The sequence below is a fragment of the Enterococcus rotai genome (assembly GCF_001465345.1).
Taxonomy (GTDB): Bacteria; Bacillota; Bacilli; order Lactobacillales; family Enterococcaceae; genus Enterococcus_L; species Enterococcus_L rotai.
Map to the genome: position 1 here is coordinate 1869872 of NZ_CP013655.1, position 21569 is coordinate 1891440.

The window sequence follows — 21569 nt, forward strand, 5'->3', positions numbered from 1 at the left end:
TAATAAATCATCCAGGAGAATGGGTAAAAGCTGGTTGGGATCAGCGTTTAATATAGTCAATGGTTGGTTGACTATTATATGTTAAGATTTAAAAAGTAAGCAAGTGTTCTTTTAGATAGAAACGAATACACAAAAAAATGGCGTTGGACACATATCCAACGCCATTGTAAGTTCAATAAATAAGCATAAACATCTTCAAGTCAGAAAAAACTAGTATAAACCTCTAGAAATTTCTGTCAAAATTGAGTAAAATGGAAGATGTCAATGTATAAATATTGGCTTAAGCAACTTGATTGGTCAGGTGTTCACTGACTGTTCAGGGCTTCATGATTTAGTTGGTAGCTAAATCATGAAGTGCTTTTTTTTATCCTATTCGTTTCTATCTATCCCCATTTTATAGGAAAACCCTTTTAGGGTCAATAAAGGGTTTGAAAAAAGTTACGTGAATCGCTAAATTGTTGTGAATAGGTCTGAAAAATATATCTACCAAAAACTAAAGTAAATGTGGCGTAACTAATGACTTAATGAGTGCTGAACAAAATCAGTGGGATAATGACATTAATTTATAAAGTAAAAGAGACGTAAGGATGATACAAGAGACTATCATTTTTAGGGATTGCTTCTGCATCTACGGTTCTCGTTTCACTCCGATCCTTGAAGCGTGGAGGACCGTTTGCTCCCACTGTTTATCCAGACATTTTTTGTAGCTGACCAATTAATCAAATACTGTAGACAGTCTTTCCTTTAAAAAAGGCACTAGTTAGCGTAAAATGTAAGTGTATCCAAAAATATAATGAAGCTGTGGGGAGCAAAAACAATGTTGATAGAACTTGTTTTAGTGCTGACGGTTTTCACATACGGCAGTAACTTTATCTTATATCTGATTCTTAGGACGAAAGAAAAAATCCAAGGAATCGAAAAATTATCGATCTTTTTTGGTGTAAATATGACGATTTTACTGTTAGACGGGTTTTTTTTGTTTATCGGAAAAGCAATATCGGATAGTGGCGTTGCGGTTTTGGAGTAAGTATTGAAAGAGTGAAGGAAAGCTAGAATTAGTTTCCCTTCATTTTTTTCTTAAAAATTCGGCTAAAAGTCCTATATGAATGACGCAGATTTTCTGATAAGGTACAATAGAAAGAAACAACAGGAGGTCAGCAAATGGCAAAGATCATGATCATAGAAGATGAGACAACGATTCGTGAGCTAATCAGCGAAGAGTTGCAAAAATGGCAGTTTGATACATTCGGAACGACAGATTTTAATCATGTGTTAGAAGATTTTCAAAGAGAAGATCCGCAATTGGTATTGTTGGATATCAATCTCCCAGTATTTGACGGTTATTATTGGTGTCAGAAAATCCGTGAAATTTCCAAAATTCCGATTATTTTTATTTCCAGCCGAAGTACCAATATGGATATGATTATGGCAATGAATATGGGAGCAGATGATTTTGTCACAAAACCATTTCAAATCGATGTGCTGATTGCGAAAATCAATGCACTTTTACGTCGCTCGTATAACTACTCAGAAGTCGGCAGTGAGATCATGTCTCATAATGGTATTACTTTAAATGTAGATAATGGTAGTATGGAAATCAATGGTGAAGTGATTGATTTAAGTAAAAATGAATACCGTTTACTCTATATTTTGATCAAGAAACATGGCAAAATTTTGACACGAGAAAAATTATTGCGCGCTTTATGGGAAGACGAACGCTTTGTGGATGACAATACATTGACCGTCAATATCAACCGCTTAAGAAAAAAAATTGAACAAGCAGGTCTTGAAGGCTATATTGAGACCAAAGTGGGACAGGGCTATATCGTGCCATAGAATAGGAGCAGAAAATGACAATTGGGAAATATTTAAAAGATCATTGGTTGTTATTGATTGGCTGGTTATTTTTTATTGGAGTGACTTGTTTTATTTTGTGGCTTTCTCCAGATATGGTCGTGAATCCATCGGTTATTGGGTATTTGGTCTTATTACAAGGGTTGTTTTTACTTTTATTTTTAACAATCGATTATTCATTAAAGAAAAGCTGGTGGCGTTCTTTAGATATTTCAGAACATCCGCCATCTTTGCAACATTATCTAGGTGAAGCCTCAAAAGCAGAAGAAAAACTGGCTCAGGACTATATTAACGGGTTATTGGTGGAACACCAGCAAGTGATGCAGCAAGCAATCAACAATCAACAGGATCAAAAAGATTATATTGATTCCTGGGTTCATGAAATTAAAGTACCGTTAGCGGCTGTCAATTTAGTACTACAATCGATTGAAGACGATATTCCAGAAAAGAAATATTATTTAGTCGAAAATGAGTTAAGCAAAATCGATGAATATGTGGAGCAAGTTCTTTACTATGCTAGATTGGATAGTTTTTCCAGAGATTATTTGATCCAAGAATATTCGTTGAAAGAAATTGTTCAGTCGGTGATTCGGACACAAGGGAATTATTTTATTCAAAAGAGTTTGCAGTTTTCGATTGAAGGTGACGACCAAATGGTGCTGACAGATGCAAAATGGGTGGCCTTTATTTTTAAACAACTTGTCAGTAATGCCATCAAATATACTCCAGCAGGCGGTAAGATCACGGTTATTATTTTCAGAACCAAAGAAGGGGCTTGGCTATCCTTGAAGGATACTGGGATTGGGATTCCTAAAGAAGATCAGCACCGGATTTTCGATAAAGGCTTTACAGGAGAAAATGGTCGGACTAGTGAACAGCATTCCACTGGTTTAGGTTTGTATTTAGCTAAAAGCTTGGCGGATAAGTTAGGCCATCAATTGACAATGGAGTCAGTTGAAGGAGAAGGCACGACTGTGAAATTGTTGTTTCCGTTTTTAAGTTATTTCAATGAGAGAAGATAGATAGCTACGTTGAGAAATGGAATCATTTTTTCTCAATGTAGGCTTTTTTATTTTTGCTTGTTCTTCTTTCATTGGAAAATATAGAATTTATAAAGGTTTTTGCATACATTATTGTTAAATAGAGTACGCTCCTTCAAGTCAATATTCTCTTATTTTTCATAATACAAATAATGAGAGAAATTTTAGTAAACTTTTTGCTCTCGTATAGTTGTATAGCAAACGCTTTTATTGTTAGACTTAACACATCAAACTTTTGATAGGAGCTTATTATGGAGATATTAGTAGCGTTGATCCCGATGTTTGCTTGGGGTAGTATTGGTCTTGTCAGCGGCAAAATCGGCGGTAGTGCTAATCAGCAAACATTAGGTATGACGATTGGGGCCTTATTCTTTTCGACGATCATCTTTTTCATTGTTCAACCTGCGATCACTATTCAAATGGTTGTAATTGGTATTTTATCTGGTTTATTCTGGAGTGTCGGGCAAAATCAGCAATTTCACGGAATGAAGTATTTAGGTGTATCGGTTGGGTTACCTGTTTCAACGGGGATGCAGTTGATCGTGAATACGATTGCTGGAGCGCTCTTTTTTCATGAATGGAAAGGCAGTCGAGATTATATTTTAGGCTTTATTGCTCTTGGTTTATTAGTATTAGGTGCCTATCTAACGGCTAGGCAAGATGATGATAGTGGTGTAAAAACATCGAATACGATGTTGGATTTTAATAAAGGCTTGCGGGCGTTGATTTTTTCAACGATCGGTTATGGCGCATATACGATTATTATCAATGCAGCCGGACTTGATCCGATGGGGATTATTTTACCTCAAAGTATCGGGATGTTGATTGGTGCTAGCTTCTTTGCTTTTAAAAAGGTTAAGCTGGATCGGTATGTTTGGCGCAATATGAGCTGTGGTCTGTTGTGGGGCTTAGGAAATATTTGTATGTTACTGACGATGCGACAACTTGGTTTAGCAATCAGTTTCTCTTTATCTCAAATGGGGATCATTATCTCCACATTAGGCGGTATTTATATTTTAGGCGAAACCAAGTCTAAAAAAGAAATGAGATATGTCGTAATTGGTTGCCTATTCGTCATTTTAGGTGGTATCCTTTTAGGGTATATGAAAGCGTAAATGTCATATTTACGCTTCTTTTTATGAGGAAATTAGCAATTATTATGTTAGAAAATGGATTGATTTACTGGAGGAAAAGAAATGTCGATGTTTCGGAAAAAAGAGCTGACAGCTGTTTCAAGTGAGCCAAGTGCTATGAAAAAGGATTTAAAAACAATGGATTTGATCATGCTAGGAATCGGGGCAATTGTTGGGACTGGGATTTTTGTTGTAACAGGTGTTGCTGCGGAACAATATGCAGGTCCTGCGTTGTCACTTTCGTTTTTAGTTGCAGCAGGAGCCATTGTTTTAGCAGGGTTATGTTATGCCGAGTTTGCTTCAAGGATTCCGGCAATTGGTGGCCCTTATGCCTACATGTATGTCGTTTTTGGAGAATTAGTTGCTTGGATGACAGGCTGGCTAGTAATTTGTGAATTCTTCTTAGCGGTTTCATCTGTTGCTTCAGGATGGTCTGGTTATGTTCACGGATTTTTGAACAGTCTTGGTATTGATTTACCGAAAGCTTTGAGTGGAGCGTATAACCCAGCTAAGGGTACGTATGTTGATTTGATCGCAGTATTGGTTTTATTTGCTGTTATGTTTTGGGTATCATTAGAAGCTAAAACTGCTTTACGTTTGAATAATGTAATGGTATTTGTGAAGTTTGGGATTATTGCATTGTTCTTAATCGTTGGTATTTTCTATGTAAAACCTGATAATTGGCAACCCTTTATGCCTTTTGGTTTTTCTGGAGTCGTGAGTGGGGCGGCTGTGGTTTTCTTTGCCTTCTTAGGTTTTGATGCTGTAAGTATGACCGCAGAAGAAGTGAAAAATCCTCAAAAGGATATCCCAAAAGGAATTATTGGGTCGATTATTATTGCGACTGTTTTGTATGTGATCGTGACCTTGATATTAACTGGGATCGTTCCATTTGATGCACTTGGCGTAAAAGATCCAGTAGCATTTGCGATGCGTTTTGTGCAGCGTGATGGCGTAGCGGGTGTCATTTCTGTTGGCGCAATTTTAACCCTTTTAACTGTGACGATTTCGATGATGTATAGCTTAGCTAGAATTATTTATGCGATCAGTAAAGATGGGTTACTACCCAAATTTATGAGCAAAATCGATGAAAAAAATCGGACACCGAAAAATGCTACTTATGTTGCAGGTGTATGTACAATGATCTTTGCTGGATTAGTACCGATGGAGTTATTAGCGGAATTGACGAATATTGTGACATTGATGTACTTGATCGTGATGGCAATCGGAATTATTCGCTTAAGAAAAGTCGCCGGTGATCCCAAACCAGGGGAATTTAAAATTCCGTTTGTTCCATTTGTTCCAATTTTGTTAGTGATCGTGAGTATTGGATTGATGTTACAGTTGCAAGCAGCGACGTGGAAAGCTTTTGCGATAGCATTAGTCTTAGGTTTTGTGATTTATTTTGGTTATGGTTATAAACATAGTAATGAAAATAAGGAGAATAATTAAGAGTAGAAATCAGTGATCGTAGTGGTTACTGATTTTTTTGAGTTCTTTTTCGAAAAAAAATGAATTTCACTGTAAATCGTGATTCGTTTAAAGTATAGTGAGAGTAAATAAAAAAAGGGAGGATTCAAAGAATGTCTTACCGCATCGAAAAAGACTCTATGGGAGAAATTCAAGTACCAGAAACAGCATTTTGGGGTGCTCAAACCGAACGTAGTCGCCAAAATTTCAATATAGGGATCGAAAAAATGCCCATTGCGCTAATCAAGGCATTAGCTTTAGTCAAAAAGAATGCCGCTAAAGCAAATGAAGCAACGGGGAAATTGGAAACAGCGATCAGCAAGGCGATCCAAACAGCAGCTGATAGAATCATGAAAGGAGAGGTGAACGAACAGTTTCCATTATCTTTATGGCAAACAGGCAGTGGTACCCAAACGAATATGAATGTGAATGAAGTGATTGCTCATTTAGCTGCAGAAAAGGGTGTAACGGTTCATCCCAATGACCATGTTAATATGTCGCAAAGTTCCAATGACGTTTTTCCAACTGCAATCCATATAGCAGCAGTGCAAATGATTGAAGAGCAGCTGTTTCCTGTCATGAAGAAGATGATCCAGACTTTACATCAGCTTGAATCGGAAAATGAAAAAATCGTAAAAATCGGCCGAACTCATTTACAAGATGCAACACCTGTAACTTTTGCACAAGAAATCAGTGGCTGGCGTTCAGGTCTGGAGCATAATGTTCAAATGTTGGAATTATCCTTACACGAGTTGAAACAATTGGCGATTGGTGGTACGGCAGTAGGAACGGGGCTGAATGCTTCGAAGGAATATGTCGAGGTATTTTTTAACCAATTGAATGAAGAAACTAAGATTGGATTTTCAGAAGATGCAAATAAATTTCACGGATTAGCCTGCAAAGATGCAGCTGTTTTTACATCGGGTGCTTTAAAAGCCTTAGCGTCAAATGCGATGAAAATGGCAAATGATATTCGCTGGATGGCAAGTGGTCCTCGTAGTGGTTTAGGGGAAATCACGATTCCTGCTAATGAACCTGGGAGCTCCATTATGCCTGGTAAAATCAACCCAACTCAATGTGAGGCGTTAACAATGATCGCTGTTCAAGTGATGGGCAATGACACGACCATTGGCATTAGCGCTTCACAAGGAAACTTTGAATTGAATGTTTATATGCCCGTAATCGCTTATAATTTACTTCAAAGTATTGAGTTATTGACTGATGGCTTGCGTTCATTTAATCAACATTGTTTAGTTGGAATCAAAGCGAATCAAGAAAAAATGAGTCAGTATGTCGAACAATCATTGATGCTGGTAACGGCGTTAAATCCTTATATTGGATATGATAATGGAGCAAAAATCGCTAAAAAAGCATTTGAAGAAAATACCACATTAAAGCAAGCAGCACTGGCTTTGGGATTAGTGACAGAAGCGGACTATGATGCTTGGGTCAAACCAGAGCAAATGCTAGGAAAATAAACAGTGGTTCATTTGGAAAGGACGAGAAAAAATGACAGATATTTATGAAAAAGCCTTAAAAGCACATGCACAATGGCGCGGAAAAATCGATGTTCATTCAAAGGTTGAAGTAAAAACAAAAGAGGATCTATCATTGGCTTACACGCCAGGAGTTGCAGAACCGTGTAGAAAAATTCATGACAATCCAAATTCTGTTTATGATTATACTTGGAAAGGCAATACCGTGGCAGTCGTAACAGATGGCACAGCCGTATTAGGATTAGGCGATATTGGTCCTAAAGCAGCGTTACCTGTTATGGAAGGAAAAGCGTTGCTATTTAAGGAATTTGCTGGGATCGATGCAATCCCCATTTGTTTAGACACAAAAGATCCAAAAGAGATCATCAGCATCATCAAAGCGATGGCCCCAACCTTTGGCGGAATCAACTTAGAAGATATTTCTGCGCCACGTTGTGTTGAGATCGAGCGTACCTTAATTGAAGAATTGGATATCCCAGTGTTTCATGATGATCAGCATGGCACCGCAATCGTTACAATAGCAGCATTGATCAATGCGTTAAAAATCGTAAATAAAAAAGTAGATGAGATCAACGTAGTTGTGTCAGGAACTGGAGCTGCCGGCAGTGCCATTATAAAAATGCTCCATCATTTTGGTGTAAAGAATATCATTGCCTTTAATATCGATGGTGCATTATCGAAAACAATGAAAAGACCAATGGATTTTCTAGAAAAAGAAATCGTAGAAATTACGAACGGGGAAAATTTCCAAGGAACTTTAGGAGAAGCAATGGTAGGGGCAGATGTATTTATCGGAGTATCTGCACCTAAACTAGTAACTAAAGAAATGGTGGCATCCATGAATACTGGTGCAATCGTATTTCCAATGGCGAATCCAGAATCCGAAATTGATTACCAAGATGCAATCGATGCAGGCGCAGCAGTTGTTGGAACAGGGCGTTCTGATCATCCTAATCAAATCAATAATGTCTTAGCTTTTCCAGGGTTGTTCAAAGGCGCATTTGTCGCAGGTGCAACGAAAATTACGGAAAATATGAAATTAGCTGCTGCAAAAGCTATCGCAGAAATCATCCCGGAATCAGAGTTGACGAGTGAATATATTATTCCCTCACCATTTAATCAAGACTTGGTTGACGTCATCATTCGAGAAGTGGCTGAAACAGCTGTTCAAGACGGTTTTGTTCGAGCATAAGTACAAAAGAAACGCAAAGCTTCTGCTAGAGTTTCAACAATAAGCTAGCAGAAGCTTTTTTATCTAGATAAAATACAAGGATTTCTAGTTCAATAAAGCCAAGTATGGTATACTATCTAGGAGTAAATTCAAGAGAATGCTAAAAGGAGGATGTTTCTACATGTCAGAAAAAGAAACATTTTATATCACTACCCCGATTTATTATCCAAGCGGACAACTACATATCGGCAATTCTTATACAACGATTGCCTGTGATGCAATGGCCCGTTACAAACGCTTGATGGGCTTTGACGTATTTTACTTAACGGGTGTGGATGAACACGGACAAAAAATTGAAAATAAAGCTTCAGAATTAGGTGTTACACCAAAAGAATATGTCGACAAAATGGCGGCAGATGTTCAAAAACTATGGAAAACACTTGATATCAGCTATGATAAATTTATCCGTACAACGGATGATTACCATAAAAAAGCAGTTCAGCAGATCTTTGATCGTTTATTAGAACAAGGGGATATTTATCTTGGCGAATATGAAGGCTGGTATTCGGTTTCAGATGAAGAGTATTTTACTGAAACACAGTTAGCAGAAGTTTATCGTGATGAAGAAGGCAAAGTGATTGGTGGTAAAGCACCGAGCGGTCATGAAGTTGAATTAGTTAAGGAAGAATCTTATTTCTTCCGTATGAGTAAATATGCGGATCGTTTATTGGAATATTACAATGAACATCCAGAATTTATCCAACCAGAATCACGTAAAAATGAAATGATCAATAATTTTATCAAACCTGGTCTAGAAGATTTGGCTGTGTCACGTACAACATTTTCTTGGGGAATCCCGCTATCAAATGATCCAAAACATGTGGTTTACGTATGGATCGACGCTTTATCAAACTATATCACCGCTTTAGGTTATGGTTCGGACGATGATAGCTTATTTCAAAAATACTGGCCGGCAGATGTTCATATGGTCGGAAAAGAAATCGTTCGTTTCCATACGATTTATTGGCCAATTATGTTGATGGCGTTAGACTTACCATTACCGAAGAAAATTTTTGGTCACGGTTGGTTATTGATGAAAGACGGAAAAATGTCTAAATCTAAAGGGAATGTTGTTTATCCTGAGATACTTGTTGATCGCTATGGTCTAGATGCGCTACGTTATTACTTATTACGTGCGATTCCATTCGGTAGTGACGGTGTGTTCACACCAGAAGATTTTGTTTCTCGTTTAAATTATGATTTAGCAAATGATTTAGGCAATCTTTTAAATCGTACGATTGCTATGATCAATAAATATTGTGAGGGACATGTTCCAGCGTATGCCTCAAAAGTTACTCCATTTGATAGTGAGCTATCAACAACTGCGGCAAATGTGATTGGGAAATATCATGAATCAATGGAAAAAATGGAATTCAACACAGCGATTGCTGAGGTTTGGACTCTGATTTCCCGTGCCAATAAATATATTGATGAAACACAACCATGGGTTTTAGCGAAAGATGAAGAAAAGAAAAATGAGTTGGACAGTGTTATGGTTCACTTAGCTGAAAGCTTACGTATCGTAGCGATTTTATTACAGCCTGTGATGACAGAGACTCCGACAAAAATCTTTGAACAATTAGGGTTAGATCCTGAAACAATGAATATGGAAGCAATCCATTTCGGCGAATTTCCAACTGAGGTAAAAGTTGTTGCCAAAGGAACACCTATTTTCCCTCGTTTAGAGATTGATACTGAAGTTCTGTATATTCAAAAGAAAATGAGTCAAAATGCTCAAACAACAACAGAAGAAATCAAATGGGACCCTGAAGAAACAAAGCTTATTTCAACAAAAGAAAAAGAAATCAAGTATGAAGATTTTGATAAAGTAGAATTGAAAGTAGCTGAAGTCATTGACTGTAAAAAAGTCAAAGGGGCGGATAAACTATTACAATTCCGCTTAGATGCAGGCGATGAACAAGATCGTCAAATTCTGTCTGGGGTTGCAGAATTTTATCCAGATCCAAGCGCCTTGATTGGTAAAAAAGTTGTGATCGTAGCAAACTTAAAACCAAGAAAAATGCGTGGACAGATCAGTCAAGGAATGATTCTTTCAGCCGAATCTTCAGACGGTAAATTACAAATCATTGATGCACCAAAAGATATGCCAAACGGAGCAAGTATCGCATAGTTGACGTGCAAAAATCATTAAACCAAAAAGAACCAGAGTGTTTGTCTAATAAAAAAATTAGACAGACGTTCTGGTTTTTTTTTATAAATCGAATATTTTGGAAAATATCGCTAAAATTTATATCAAAAGGATATATTTTATTGTATCATTATGATAGAACCAAAAAAATTGAGTTACTAAACAAGGAGAATGTTTGATGAAGATGAAGAAGTACATGTTGGGGATTATAACAGGAGTTGCGATCTTTTTATTAGCAGCCTGTGGATCGGATCCAAGAAAAGAATTTACTAATGCGTTTCTTAATTCTAAGGGAGACGAGTATAACGCAGCTAGTTTTGAAATGAAGATCAAAGATTTAGAGTATGATGGTGATGAAGGCGGCGCATATGTCAAAATGTTCGCTAGCCAATTAAAAGATATGAGTATCGACGGAAAATATGCGATCGATGACAAAACAGAAGCAATGGAAATGGAAATCACAGCGAATCTATTTGGCGAAAAATTACCATTCCAATTTGTTGGAGAGAAAGACAAGTATTTCATGTCGACAAGTTTTGTTTCAGGAATGCTGGATATAGCCAATTCATTTAATTACCCAATAGAACTAAGTAAAAGCGATTTGAATAAATTAAAAGGAAAATACATTGATATTGCTGAAGCAGGCGATACATTGACTTCCGGTGAATTAGATAAAAAAGCCAATCCATTGAAGAACAAAACCTTTACAAACGCTGAGGATTCTAAAATGGGTCGCGAAATGAAGAAGCTGATCGAAAGCTTTGATAAGAAAACATTTACACAAGACAAAGATGTTGTCACACACACGTTTACCAAAAAAGAAATCATTAAAATGCTAGAAAAAATCGATGAAGTTGCCAAAGAAGATAAAGACTACAAAAAATCTGGCGATGCGAAAGAAATGAAAGACGCGATCAAATCTTTAAAAAATGATCTAGATAAAATGGATATTAAGATCAGCATCAATCAAAAAACAAAAGCACTTGATATGGAAATGGCATTAGCTGCAACAGATGAAGACGATGCTAAAATGAGCATTGTGATGACAATGGCTGTTACACCACAAAAAAATAGTGGAAAGATCAAAATGCCAAGTAAAAAAGAGATTATCAGTCAAGATGAATTAGAAGCTATTTTGTCTAATATTACTGGAGCAGCAACAGATAATTCTGATCTAGATTTAGAAGATGACTCAATTGATTATAGTGATTTAAAAGATGATCCTGAAATTCAAAAATTGATGTATGAGCAATTAGATGCAATGATCAAACAAATCGAAGCTAACCCAAGTGCCGTAACAGAAGAAAATGCGAAAGAAGCACGTGAAGGCGCTAAAGAGATTTTCAATGAAGAGCAAATGAAAAAATTAAACGACGCCTTGGATAAAGCATTAAAAGGTGGAGCGATTTAAAAAAAGAATAAAAACGATGTTTTCTGCAGTTAAGTCCAGACTGGCTAGCGCAGAGAGCATCTTTTTTTGTATATTCAGATGCAATTGATTGGACTATAATAGGTAGTAAGAATCTATCGGGTAAAGGAGAAAAACATGTGTGTATTTTGTGGCGTAACAGATTTTGTTATAGAAAATGATTTAGCTGGTGCTTTTTATGATCGATTTCCTGTTAGTAAAGGACATTTATTAATCATACCGAAAAAACATAAAATGGACTATTTCGATTTATCTATAGCGGAAAAGGGTGCAATTGACGAATTACTCAAAGTTGCTAAAAAAATAGTAGAAGAGAGCTATCGACCAGATGGATTCAACATTGGGACAAATTGTGGCATCAATGCAGGTCAAAGTATTATGCACTGCCATATACATTTGATTCCTAGATATATTGGTGACATGACAAACCCAAAAGGTGGAGTAAGAGGCGTGATCCCATCAAAACAACAGTATTAAAAATGGAGGGAATGTGGAATGATTCTAAGAGAATTGACTTCAACAGATGAACAAAAGTATTTGGCATTTGTCAAAGAATGGACAGAAGCAGGAGCATCTAAAATAACTCCATCATCTGTTTATTTAAATGGTCTAACCTTTCAAGAATGGCTAGTGAAACTTGAACAAGATAAACATAGTGAACAGAACGATTTTGTTCCAGCAGAGACACTCTTTCTGGAAGTAGAAAACAAATTAGTTGGAGCTGTTCAATTAAGATACAAGTTGACCGAGGGACTAGTACAGATTGGCGGCAATATTGGTTTTGGTGTCGTGCCTTCTGAACGGGGAAAAGGGTATGCCAATGTGCTACTTGCTCAATCGCTAGAAATTTTTCAAAAGCGTGGATTTTCTAAAGTAATGCTTACCTGTGACAAAATAAATAAGGGTTCGAAAAAGACAATCCAAAAAAATGGAGGGATATTGTCCGCCGAATATTTGGTTGAAGGAACTATAGTTCAGAGATTTTCGATTGAACTAGCAGCGACAAAAAATAGCGAGTAAAGGGGTGAAACAGAAGAAATGCCTGATTAGTTAGAGGAATTAACTGCTTCTGTTTCCACCCCATTTTTAGAGGAGCGGAACGAATTTGGCGAAAATATCGGTTCTTACCCCCACACCTAATAAAATGTTTCCTGCGGCGATTTGTTGACGAAAGTCGGCTAAAATTTCTGTTCTTGTTTTTTTCAGGAGTTCGTTCCTCCTAATAGAAGGTTTATTCTAAGAAAGATATGGAGTATTGTCATTTGAAATAGGATTTATGTCATATGAGTGTGGATAAAAAAACTCCGCTCATAATGTTGAAGGAAAACATGAGCAGAGAAAAGTATTAAAATTTTAATTTTTTAGTTGATTTAAGTCTATGGAAACGAGTCGGTAACAACATAATCATTATGGCATAAGGAACACTAATGATCGACCAAGTCAGGCTTCGGCTCAAGCTGTTATTTTTGTATAGCCAATGAAGTAAAAAATGTAACCCTAAGACACTAACGGCAACAAACACCAAAACAGCATAGGTCGGCTCATTCTTTATGACAGCTCTAAGAATACTGCCAATTAGAGGAACCAAATAGAAATAGGCACTAGTTAAGGAAATCCGCCAACTTTTTGCGACTGTTCCAAGATTTATCAAGAAAAATACAATTGACAATAAGAGTCCAAGCGGTGGGAAAAAGGCGATCAAAGCGGAATAGATAGCGCCCCATAAAAGCATTAGAGGACCTTTGACAATTGCCGCTATCACAACGAAAAGTGCGATCAGAAGAAGCTGTTGCGTCATTGTTCCATAAGCTAATAAACCAAATAGAATCAGTAATACCCAGTGCCAAATCGTATTAACTTGAGGTTTTCGCTCAATCGTTACGTTCTTTCGAATCGTTGTTTTGAGAAAGTCAGATTCTTCGAATAAATTTTTCAAACAGCATTCCCTCCTATCAAATTAAAAATCAGACAGGAATTAAGTTTACTGCTGAAAAAGGATAAAAGCATCGGACTAAAGTCTGTTTTTTTTGAATGATCTTTAATAGCTATTTATCTTTAAGCAATTGAGACAGCTCTCCAACGTAAGGTAAAAATACCTGTTTCATTCCACGAGAAATCGCTGTATAAAGAATTTTCTTCTCGCGTTCCGTTGTTCCATAGCGTAATGTTGAAGGATCATGAATAATCACATTATCAAATTCAAGACCCTTAGCCATATCAATAGAAAGGATTTGAGCCTTAGGAATGTTACTGTTTGTAGTCAATTGTTGTTTTAATTCTTCTGCTTCTATTCCAGTCTTTGTAATGATTACGGTCGCTTCTTCAGGAGATAAGGAAGCTAAAAGTGCAGTGAGTGTTTCTAAGTAAGCATCTTGATTTTCACAAGGCATAAACATAGGTTTCTCACCATCTTTTCGGATCGATACGATTTTGAGCTTTTCATGATTTGTTACTAACGTTTGGAAAAGTTGCGTGATTTCCTTGCTTGAACGGTAACTATTCAATAATTGATAAGAAGTGACTGAACGGCTAGAAACAGATAATAACTCTTTCAATTCCATAAAACTGATTGATGTATTAAAAATAGCCTGATTTTCATCTCCTGCCAAAGTAAAGTTAGCTTGCGGGAATAGTTTCAGCAGTAAAAGAATTTGAGCTTCAGTATAATCTTGGACCTCATCTACCAAAATAAAAGCCATTTGTCGATTGGATAAATCTTCAATAAATTTATCTTTGATCAGTAGTAGGCTTACAACTTCGTCTGCAGTATAAGCTGATGCTGTTCTTTTATAAGGGGTATTTTGGTACTGTTGATACAACGCTTCAAAGAGTAACCATTGATCAAACCACGCCACATCAGCAATTGCATCAGTAACTTTTCGGTATTTTTTTTGTAACCGTTGCAATGCAAATTCTGTCAGTTGTTCTTCATCATCTTCGGTAAAAATCATATCAAAATAACGCAATTGTTCCGCTTCAGTCAGATCTTGCATTTGATCGATCATTTTTTTAGACTTAGATTGTTTAATCAGATAACGATTCCATAAGCTGGATAATTTTTCTTTTGTTGCAGATAATCTGTCTCTGATCGATAAAGTATTCGGTGTTTCTTGATATAAATTAAAAATCAGTTCAGCGGAGAAAATTGGTTTACCTTTGAATAAAATCGGTTGGAACAAAGATTGTTGAATCAGCGTTGGATCATCGAATGACTGAATAAATGCAGCAAATGCTTGAGATTGAATGATTTTCTGCTGAGTATTCACTTGTGCGGCTGTGATCCGATTGAAATAAGCTGCTTCACTTTCAATTGGCATTTTTTCATGAAAGGTAAATTTAAGAAATTGCAGTAAGGTCAGATTTAAAGGATTCCGTTCACCTAAATTGGGTAATACTTGGGATATATAATCGATAAAAGTCGAATTCGGCGAAAGTAGTAAAATATCGTCAGCCGTAATTTGTGTCCGATGATTATAAAGTAAATAGGCAATTCGCTGCATGATGGCAGATGTCTTTCCACTACCGGCAATACCATTAACTAAAAGTAGTGGATGACGTTCATCACGAATAATCTCATTTTGCTCTTGTTGAATCGTAGTCGTAATATCTTTCATATATTGAGAAGAGTCCGCTTCCAATGAATGGAGTAAAATATCATCTTGAATCGCTAGACTCGTATCAAAGAAATTGATCAGATGATCCTCTTCGATGATTAATTGTCTTTTCAGATTTAAGGTTACAGGAATCTCCGTTTTATTAACTAGATAACTGCTGTCACCTAAAACATTATTATAAAAAAGAGAAGCGATAGGTGAACGCCAGTCATAGATTCGTGAGTCTCCATCCAAATTGGTAAAATCATTCATGCCAATATAAAACACATCACGATCGTCATCCGCATCTAAAAAGGTTACATCGATTTTCCAAAATAGGGAACTTTTAGTAATCGCTCGACTTTTTCAAGTTGCTTAGCTGCAGTCGCATTTTGGATGTTTAATTGATCGATTTCTCTATTTTTCATCTCCATCATGGCAAATGTTTCCAGATTATCTGAGTAACTATCAAAATTTAATTTAGTATCACCGCCAAATTGCTCCAATACAGATTTTCCTGTAGTACTAACTTCGTCAATAGCAGCTTGGTACGTTTCTCTGGCTTGACTTAATTCTGCATAAACTTGTTGCAAATGTTGGGTTTCTTGTGTGTGATCATTTGACATATTGATTCCTCCTGACATAAATTGCCGTGACCGAATAGTATAAGCTATTTTTTTGGATAATGCGATTATAAGAAGCTGATAATTTATCGGAGCTGTCCATTCAGCTTTTGCTTAAAATGTGATAAAGTATAGAAGATAGACAAGCAAATGTCGTAGAATAAAGATGCTGTGCTATTTAGCTACGCTGACGTATCTACCACGCTTTTGTTTTGAAACATACCAAGAAACAAGCCAAGAAACACAACGAAGAACTGAGTTGATGTTGAATGCTCTTGCGATTACTCGTCGCACGAAAAGACTTGGTACAAGGTGAAGCGAAGTGGAACGTTGTTACCATATGTTATCTAGCTATGCGGGTTAGCTCCTCGGAAAAAAGATAAATTATGAATGAGGCAAAAAGCACCTCAGTCATAATTTCCTATTTTTCTGTCGGAGCTGAACGAGCCTGCTACGCTTTTATTGTTATCTAGCTACGCGGGCTAGCTCTTCGGGAAAAAGATAAAAATAGTTTGTGGTAAAAAGCACCACAATCGATTTTTCCTATTTTCCTGTCAGAGCTGAACGAGCCTACTACGCTTTTATATTAAGGAGTGAATGAACATGATTTTTGATTCTCATACTCATTTAAACGCAGAACAATTTAATGAAGATATTCCAGAAACAATTGAACATGCAAAAGAATTAGGTGTAACCGAAATGGCGGTAGTTGGTTTTGATACACCGACGATTGAAAAGTCTCTAGAACTTAGCCAACACTATAAAGAAATCCAAAGTATCATTGGTTGGCATCCAACAGAAGCTGGAAGTTATACGCCTGATATCGAGAAAAGGCTACAGCATTTACTAACAACACCAAAAGTAGTAGCACTTGGCGAAATCGGGTTAGATTATTATTGGATGGAAGATCCTAAAGAAGTTCAAGATCGTGTGTTTCGACGTCAAATTGCGATTGCTAAAGAAATGAATCTACCAATCAGCATCCATACACGAGATGCAATGGAAGATACGTATAAAATTTTAAAAGAAGAAGATATTCGGGATATTGGCGGAATCATGCATAGTTTCAGTGGCGATCCTGAATGGATGGAAAAATTTCTAGATATGGGGATGCATATTTCTTTAAGTGGTGTTGTGACATTTAAGAAAGCATTAGAGGTTCAAGATGTAGCTAGAGCTGTTTCTTTGGATCGTTTATTGGTGGAGACAGATGCACCATACTTAGCCCCAGTTCCTTATCGAGGCAAACGCAATGAACCCGGTTATACTCGTTATGTAGTAGAAAAAATTGCAGAACTAAGAGAAGTTCCTTTTGAAGAAATAGCGAAGCAAACAACAATTAATGCGCATCGCTTATTCAGGTTAGCTGAATGACAGATAAGTTGAGGATTGAAGAAGTTATTGTCGTTGAAGGAAAAGACGATACTAGACGTATCCAAGAAGTTGTGGATGCAGATACGATTGAAACAATCGGTTCAGCGATCAATGAGGATATTTTAGAACAAATCGAACATGCACAAGAAACGCGTGGTGTCATTATTTTTACTGATCCAGATTTTTCAGGGGAAAAAATCCGTAAAACAATTATGGAGGTTGTGCCTGATGCCAAGCATGCGTTTCTCTCTCGTCAGCTTGCTGCACCTAAGAAACGAGGAAATAGTTTAGGTGTGGAGCATGCTAGTGATGAAGCGATTTTGGAAGCATTAGAGAAAATTGTTACCCCAGTCAATGGGGCAGATGATTATCAAGAAATCCCTAGACAAACCTTGATAGAATATGGTTTAATAGCTGGGGCTCGTGCAAAGGAACGTCGTGAAAAATTAGGCGACGAATTGCGTATTGGCTACACCAATAGTAAGCAATTGACCAAACGCTTGAAAATGTTTCGGATTACAGAAAAAGAACTGATAGAGGCAATGAATAGTATAAATGAAACACCTAATGAAAAATCGGAGGAATCAATTTGACAGAGTATAAAGAAATAGCCACCCCTTCAAGAACCAAAGAGATTTTGAAGCAACATGGCTTTTCATTTAAAAAAAGTTTAGGACAAAACTTTTTAACAGAACCAAATATCTTACGTAAAATCGTTGAAACAGCTGGAATTGATACCCACACGAATGTTGTAGAAGTAGGACCTGGAATTGGTGCTTTAACTGAGCAATTAGCTAAAAATGCGGCACAAGTTTTAGCTTTTGAAATCGATGATCGCTTGATCCCAGTCTTAGAGGACACCATGAGTCCGTATCAAAATGTTACAGTGGTTCATAACGATGTATTGAAAGCCGATTTAGTGGGCACTACAAATGAAGTCTTTGAACAAGAACTTCCAATCAAAGTAGTAGCCAATCTTCCTTATTACATCACTACACCAATCATGATGCACTTTTTGGAGTCTGATTTAGAGGTAGAAGAAATGATTGTGATGATGCAAAAAGAGGTTGCGGATCGAATATCTGCAAAACCAGGAACAAAAGCTTACGGCTCACTATCGATTGCTGTTCAGTATTTTATGGAAGCAAGCATTTCGTTCATTGTTCCCAAAACTGTGTTTATTCCACAACCGAATGTTGACTCAGCAATCATCAAACTGACGAAACGAGAGCAACCTGCTGTGGCTGTAACCAATGAGAAAGAGTTTTTCAAATTAACCAAAGCCTCATTCCAATTACGCCGTAAAACATTATGGAACAATTTGATTCATTTTTATGGTAAAGACGAGGAAACAAAAGCTTGGTTAACAGAAAGCTTAACAGAAGCAGAAATCGATCCATCACGCCGAGGAGAAACATTATCCTTGGAAGAATTTGGTCGTTTGAGTAATACCTTAGAAAAAAATCGTTAACTGGAAGATAGATTGAGAAAAGAAGTTCTATGCTTTTCTCAGTCTATTTTTCACCCTATGCATAATGTGAAGGGATATACTTGGAATCAGAAAGAAACTCTAATTTATTTTGACTTTATGTAAAATTATTGAATTGGGTTATTGACTTTTTCAAAATATCAAGCATAATTATATTTAGAAAGCGCTTTCTGTCGCTAGGAGTGAGACTGTGGAAAATAAGAAAACAAGAAATGTTACTTGGATGTTGGCAGCTATTTTTCTAGGATACACTTGTATTTATGTGGATAAAACGACAATTGGCATGTCACTGGTGACGATTGCAAATGATCTAGGTTTTGATCCCCAACAAAAGGGATTGATATTAAGTGCATTTTTTCTAGGTTATACGATTTTTCAAATTCCATTTGGGTATTTGTCTAATAAAATCGGAACTAGAAAAATGATGATTGCTTCAGTTTTTTTAGTGGGAATTTTTCTTTTTTTATTTGGTTTTGGCTTTTCATTATTGTATTTAATTTTTATTCGCTTTATGACAGGAGCCGTTGCGCATTCGGGTTATCCATCTTCTGTAAGTACCTTTATTTCACAAGAGTTACCAATGGAAAAACGAGGTCCGGCGCAATCTACGATGATTGCCTCCTCAGGTTTTGCAGCGATCGTAGGACCATTATTGATCGCTCCACTGTTACTTCAAGTTGGTTGGCATAAGACCTATTATTTTTTAGGAGCGGCTGTATTATTGATTGCTGTTTTAATGTACTTTGTGATTCCAAAAGAGTTTGGCGGCGTAAAGGAACAGCTGCAAAATAAGTCGGCGATTTCATTTCGAGAAGTATTAAAAGATCGAAATGTCTGGATTTTGATTTTTGCCGCTTTTTTCATCAATGCGGCGATTTATGGGCTGAATGGGTGGATGGCGACTTATCTTGTAGAAGCTCATGGTCTTGGTTTATCTCAAACTGCTTACGTAACAGCTGTCATTGGCTTTTTCACAATGGTTGCAGCGATGGTTGGCGGTGTTATGGTAAATAAATTTTTCATTGGTAAAGAGAAAAATGTTATTTTTGTGGCAACCGTAGGCGGTGGAATTTTTGCTGTGTTAGTTTCAGTCGTTGGAACATTTGTATTGAGTATGATTGCATTAACACTCGCTGTTGCCTGTGCTAGTTTGGCATTTGCAACGTTGATGAGTATTCCATTGAAACTATTTCCATCAGATGAAGTTTCTGCAAAATATGCAACAATTAATGCAATCGGTGTTTCAGGTGGTTTTGTTGCCCCAACGATTATTGGAGCCCTGATTCAATTGTCAAATGGTGCTTTCTTCAGTTCCTTCTTATTTATAGGCATTTCATTTGTAGTTGCAGGAACTATCACCTTACTGGTTCAAAAAAAGAAAGAATCCTAGTTCAGAGTTTTGAAAAAATAAAAAGGGTGTGAGAAAATGTGTACAGGTATCACAGTTAAGTCAAAAGCAGGCAATAGTTATTGGGGCCGAACTCAAGAATTTAATTTGTTGTTGGAATATGATGGTGCAATTATTCCTAGAAGTTATGATTTACATGTTTCGTTAGATCATTTCTTAACACAATATGCTGCAATGGGCGTGGCACTTGCTGGACATCCATTATTGGTAGACGGTGTTAATGAAAAAGGATTGATGGGTGGCTCGTTTTACTTTGGCCATTATAATCGCTATATTGAATCAGAAAAAATTCGTGCTCAGGGTAAGCTACCTTTAGCAGGAGCCGAATTTGTAACCTATGCCTTGACGAATTATGCTTCTGTGGCTGAAATCAAAGAGCGGGTAAATCAGGATACGGCGATTGCTATTGTTGATAATCAGATGGGAATTCCCCAGCACTATGTATTTCAAGATGAATCAGGTGCATCGGTTGTGGTTGAGCCTTCCATTGACGGCAGCTATGAAGTTTATGACAATCCAGTAGGCGTGTTTACCAATAGCCCAAAATTTGACTGGCATTTAACGAATCTTCAGAATTATGTAGGGCTTAGTGATTTGATAGCGCCTGATATACAGATGGAAGCTCTTCATGTTTTTTCAAATGGTAAAGGTTCTGGTTTACGTGGGATTCCGGGAGATTTCACACCCCAGTCACGCTTTATTCGAGCGGCATTTTTGAAGCATTTTTCAGAAAAAGTCGAAGACGAACAAGCAGTTGAACAAATTTTTCATATTTTAGATAGTTTTGATATTCCCAAAGGTGTTGTTAAAGTTAGTTCGGATACGGATGTACAATATACGCAATATACTAGTGCTTATGACAGTAAAGAAAAACAAATGTACATTCATTTGTATGAGAATCGTATGATTCAGACCTTGTCTTTGAATTCTGGCATATTGGACAGCTCTGAACCTCAATATTTTGAATTGAAGGCTGAACAACAGTATTATTCAATGCCTAAAAAAGGATAGAGGCGACTTAATTTAAATTAGATGGAAGAGAATTACGGGAGAGACTAGTCATAGCACCGAAGGAATAAATGATCAATGACGCAAAGCATTGATCATGAAGATCTCAGGTAAAAGGACCGTAATTGGACATCACTCTGGAAAGCGGAAGCACCGAAGGAGCAACTCTTCAAGATGAAGACGAATCTCTCAGGTTTTGTACAGAGGAACAGGCATTTCTTTAAGATGCCTGTTCCTCTGTTTTTATATAGTTATTTTTACTTGGAGGTGTC

General features: G+C 36.9%; 17 protein-coding genes, 1 pseudogene and 1 riboswitch. Of the genes and pseudogenes, 16 read left to right on the forward strand and 2 right to left on the reverse strand.

The annotated features are described in order from the left end of the window. Window positions 1–817 precede the first annotated feature (817 nt). From ATZ35_RS08610 to ATZ35_RS08660, 11 genes are all read left to right on the forward strand, one after another. Window positions 818–1027 (forward strand): hypothetical protein, encoded by a 210-nt coding sequence (locus ATZ35_RS08610; protein WP_208930395.1) that lies wholly within the window; start codon window positions 818–820, stop codon window positions 1025–1027. A 134-nt stretch (window positions 1028–1161) separates the two neighbouring features. Further along, the gene (sapR, locus tag ATZ35_RS08615; protein WP_086279881.1) at window positions 1162–1836 is read left to right on the forward strand and encodes a two-component system response regulator SapR; all 675 of its coding nucleotides are present in this window, start codon (window positions 1162–1164) and stop codon (window positions 1834–1836) included. 14 nt (window positions 1837–1850) lie between these two features. Continuing rightward, the gene (gene sapS, locus ATZ35_RS08620; RefSeq protein WP_208930396.1) at window positions 1851–2876 is read left to right on the forward strand and encodes a two-component system sensor histidine kinase SapS; all 1026 of its coding nucleotides are present in this window, start codon (window positions 1851–1853) and stop codon (window positions 2874–2876) included. A 269-nt stretch (window positions 2877–3145) separates the two neighbouring features. After that, complete coding sequence (locus ATZ35_RS08625) at window positions 3146–4009, forward strand: GRP family sugar transporter (protein WP_208930397.1); 864 nt, start codon at window positions 3146–3148, stop codon at window positions 4007–4009. A gap of 81 nt (window positions 4010–4090) precedes the next feature. Further along, a complete protein-coding gene (locus tag ATZ35_RS08630) occupies window positions 4091–5479 on the forward strand; it encodes an amino acid permease (RefSeq protein WP_208926898.1) in 1389 nt (462 codons plus the stop codon). 131 nt (window positions 5480–5610) lie between these two features. Further along, a complete protein-coding gene (fumC, locus tag ATZ35_RS08635) occupies window positions 5611–6975 on the forward strand; it encodes a class II fumarate hydratase (protein ID WP_208926899.1) in 1365 nt (454 codons plus the stop codon). Between the two features lie 31 nt (window positions 6976–7006). Continuing rightward, complete coding sequence (locus ATZ35_RS08640) at window positions 7007–8185, forward strand: NAD(P)-dependent malic enzyme (protein ID WP_208926900.1); 1179 nt, start codon at window positions 7007–7009, stop codon at window positions 8183–8185. Window positions 8186–8345: 160 nt separating this feature from the next. Next, entirely contained in the window at window positions 8346–10355 is a 2010-nt protein-coding gene (gene metG, locus ATZ35_RS08645) for a methionine--tRNA ligase (RefSeq protein ID WP_208926901.1), read from the forward strand. Window positions 10356–10551: 196 nt separating this feature from the next. After that, window positions 10552–11784, forward strand: a complete 1233-nt coding sequence (locus ATZ35_RS08650; RefSeq protein ID WP_208926902.1) for a hypothetical protein — start codon at window positions 10552–10554, stop codon at window positions 11782–11784. A 135-nt stretch (window positions 11785–11919) separates the two neighbouring features. Beyond that, complete coding sequence (locus ATZ35_RS08655) at window positions 11920–12279, forward strand: HIT family protein (RefSeq protein WP_208926903.1); 360 nt, start codon at window positions 11920–11922, stop codon at window positions 12277–12279. Between the two features lie 18 nt (window positions 12280–12297). Beyond that, a complete protein-coding gene (locus ATZ35_RS08660) occupies window positions 12298–12822 on the forward strand; it encodes a GNAT family N-acetyltransferase (protein WP_208926904.1) in 525 nt (174 codons plus the stop codon). A 325-nt stretch (window positions 12823–13147) separates the two neighbouring features. Here the strand turns inward: ATZ35_RS08660 and ATZ35_RS08665 are convergent, their stop codons facing one another. Continuing rightward, window positions 13148–13738 (reverse strand): hypothetical protein, encoded by a 591-nt coding sequence (locus tag ATZ35_RS08665; RefSeq protein ID WP_208926905.1) that lies wholly within the window; start codon window positions 13736–13738, stop codon window positions 13148–13150. Between the two features lie 109 nt (window positions 13739–13847). Then, window positions 13848–16021: pseudogene (locus ATZ35_RS08670) on the reverse strand (HelD family protein). 600 nt (window positions 16022–16621) lie between these two features. Between ATZ35_RS08670 and ATZ35_RS08675 the strand changes: the two are divergent. From ATZ35_RS08675 to ATZ35_RS08695, 5 genes are all read left to right on the forward strand, one after another. Beyond that, the gene (locus ATZ35_RS08675; RefSeq protein ID WP_208926906.1) at window positions 16622–17392 is read left to right on the forward strand and encodes a TatD family hydrolase; all 771 of its coding nucleotides are present in this window, start codon (window positions 16622–16624) and stop codon (window positions 17390–17392) included. After that, window positions 17389–17985: a ribonuclease M5 gene (gene rnmV / locus ATZ35_RS08680; protein ID WP_208926907.1), complete on the forward strand. Its 597-nt coding sequence runs from the start codon at window positions 17389–17391 to the stop codon at window positions 17983–17985. The genes ATZ35_RS08675 and rnmV overlap by 4 nt, the downstream gene beginning before the upstream one ends. Beyond that, window positions 17982–18863, forward strand: a complete 882-nt coding sequence (gene rsmA / locus ATZ35_RS08685; RefSeq protein ID WP_208926908.1) for a 16S rRNA (adenine(1518)-N(6)/adenine(1519)-N(6))-dimethyltransferase RsmA — start codon at window positions 17982–17984, stop codon at window positions 18861–18863. Before rnmV ends, rsmA begins: the two co-directional genes overlap by 4 nt. 208 nt (window positions 18864–19071) lie before the next feature. Continuing rightward, the gene (locus tag ATZ35_RS08690; RefSeq protein WP_208926909.1) at window positions 19072–20271 is read left to right on the forward strand and encodes an MFS transporter; all 1200 of its coding nucleotides are present in this window, start codon (window positions 19072–19074) and stop codon (window positions 20269–20271) included. A 36-nt stretch (window positions 20272–20307) separates the two neighbouring features. Then, complete coding sequence (locus ATZ35_RS08695) at window positions 20308–21300, forward strand: linear amide C-N hydrolase (protein WP_208926910.1); 993 nt, start codon at window positions 20308–20310, stop codon at window positions 21298–21300. A 25-nt stretch (window positions 21301–21325) separates the two neighbouring features. Then, window positions 21326–21429: riboswitch (glycine riboswitch) on the forward strand. Window positions 21430–21569: the final 140 nt, after the last annotated feature.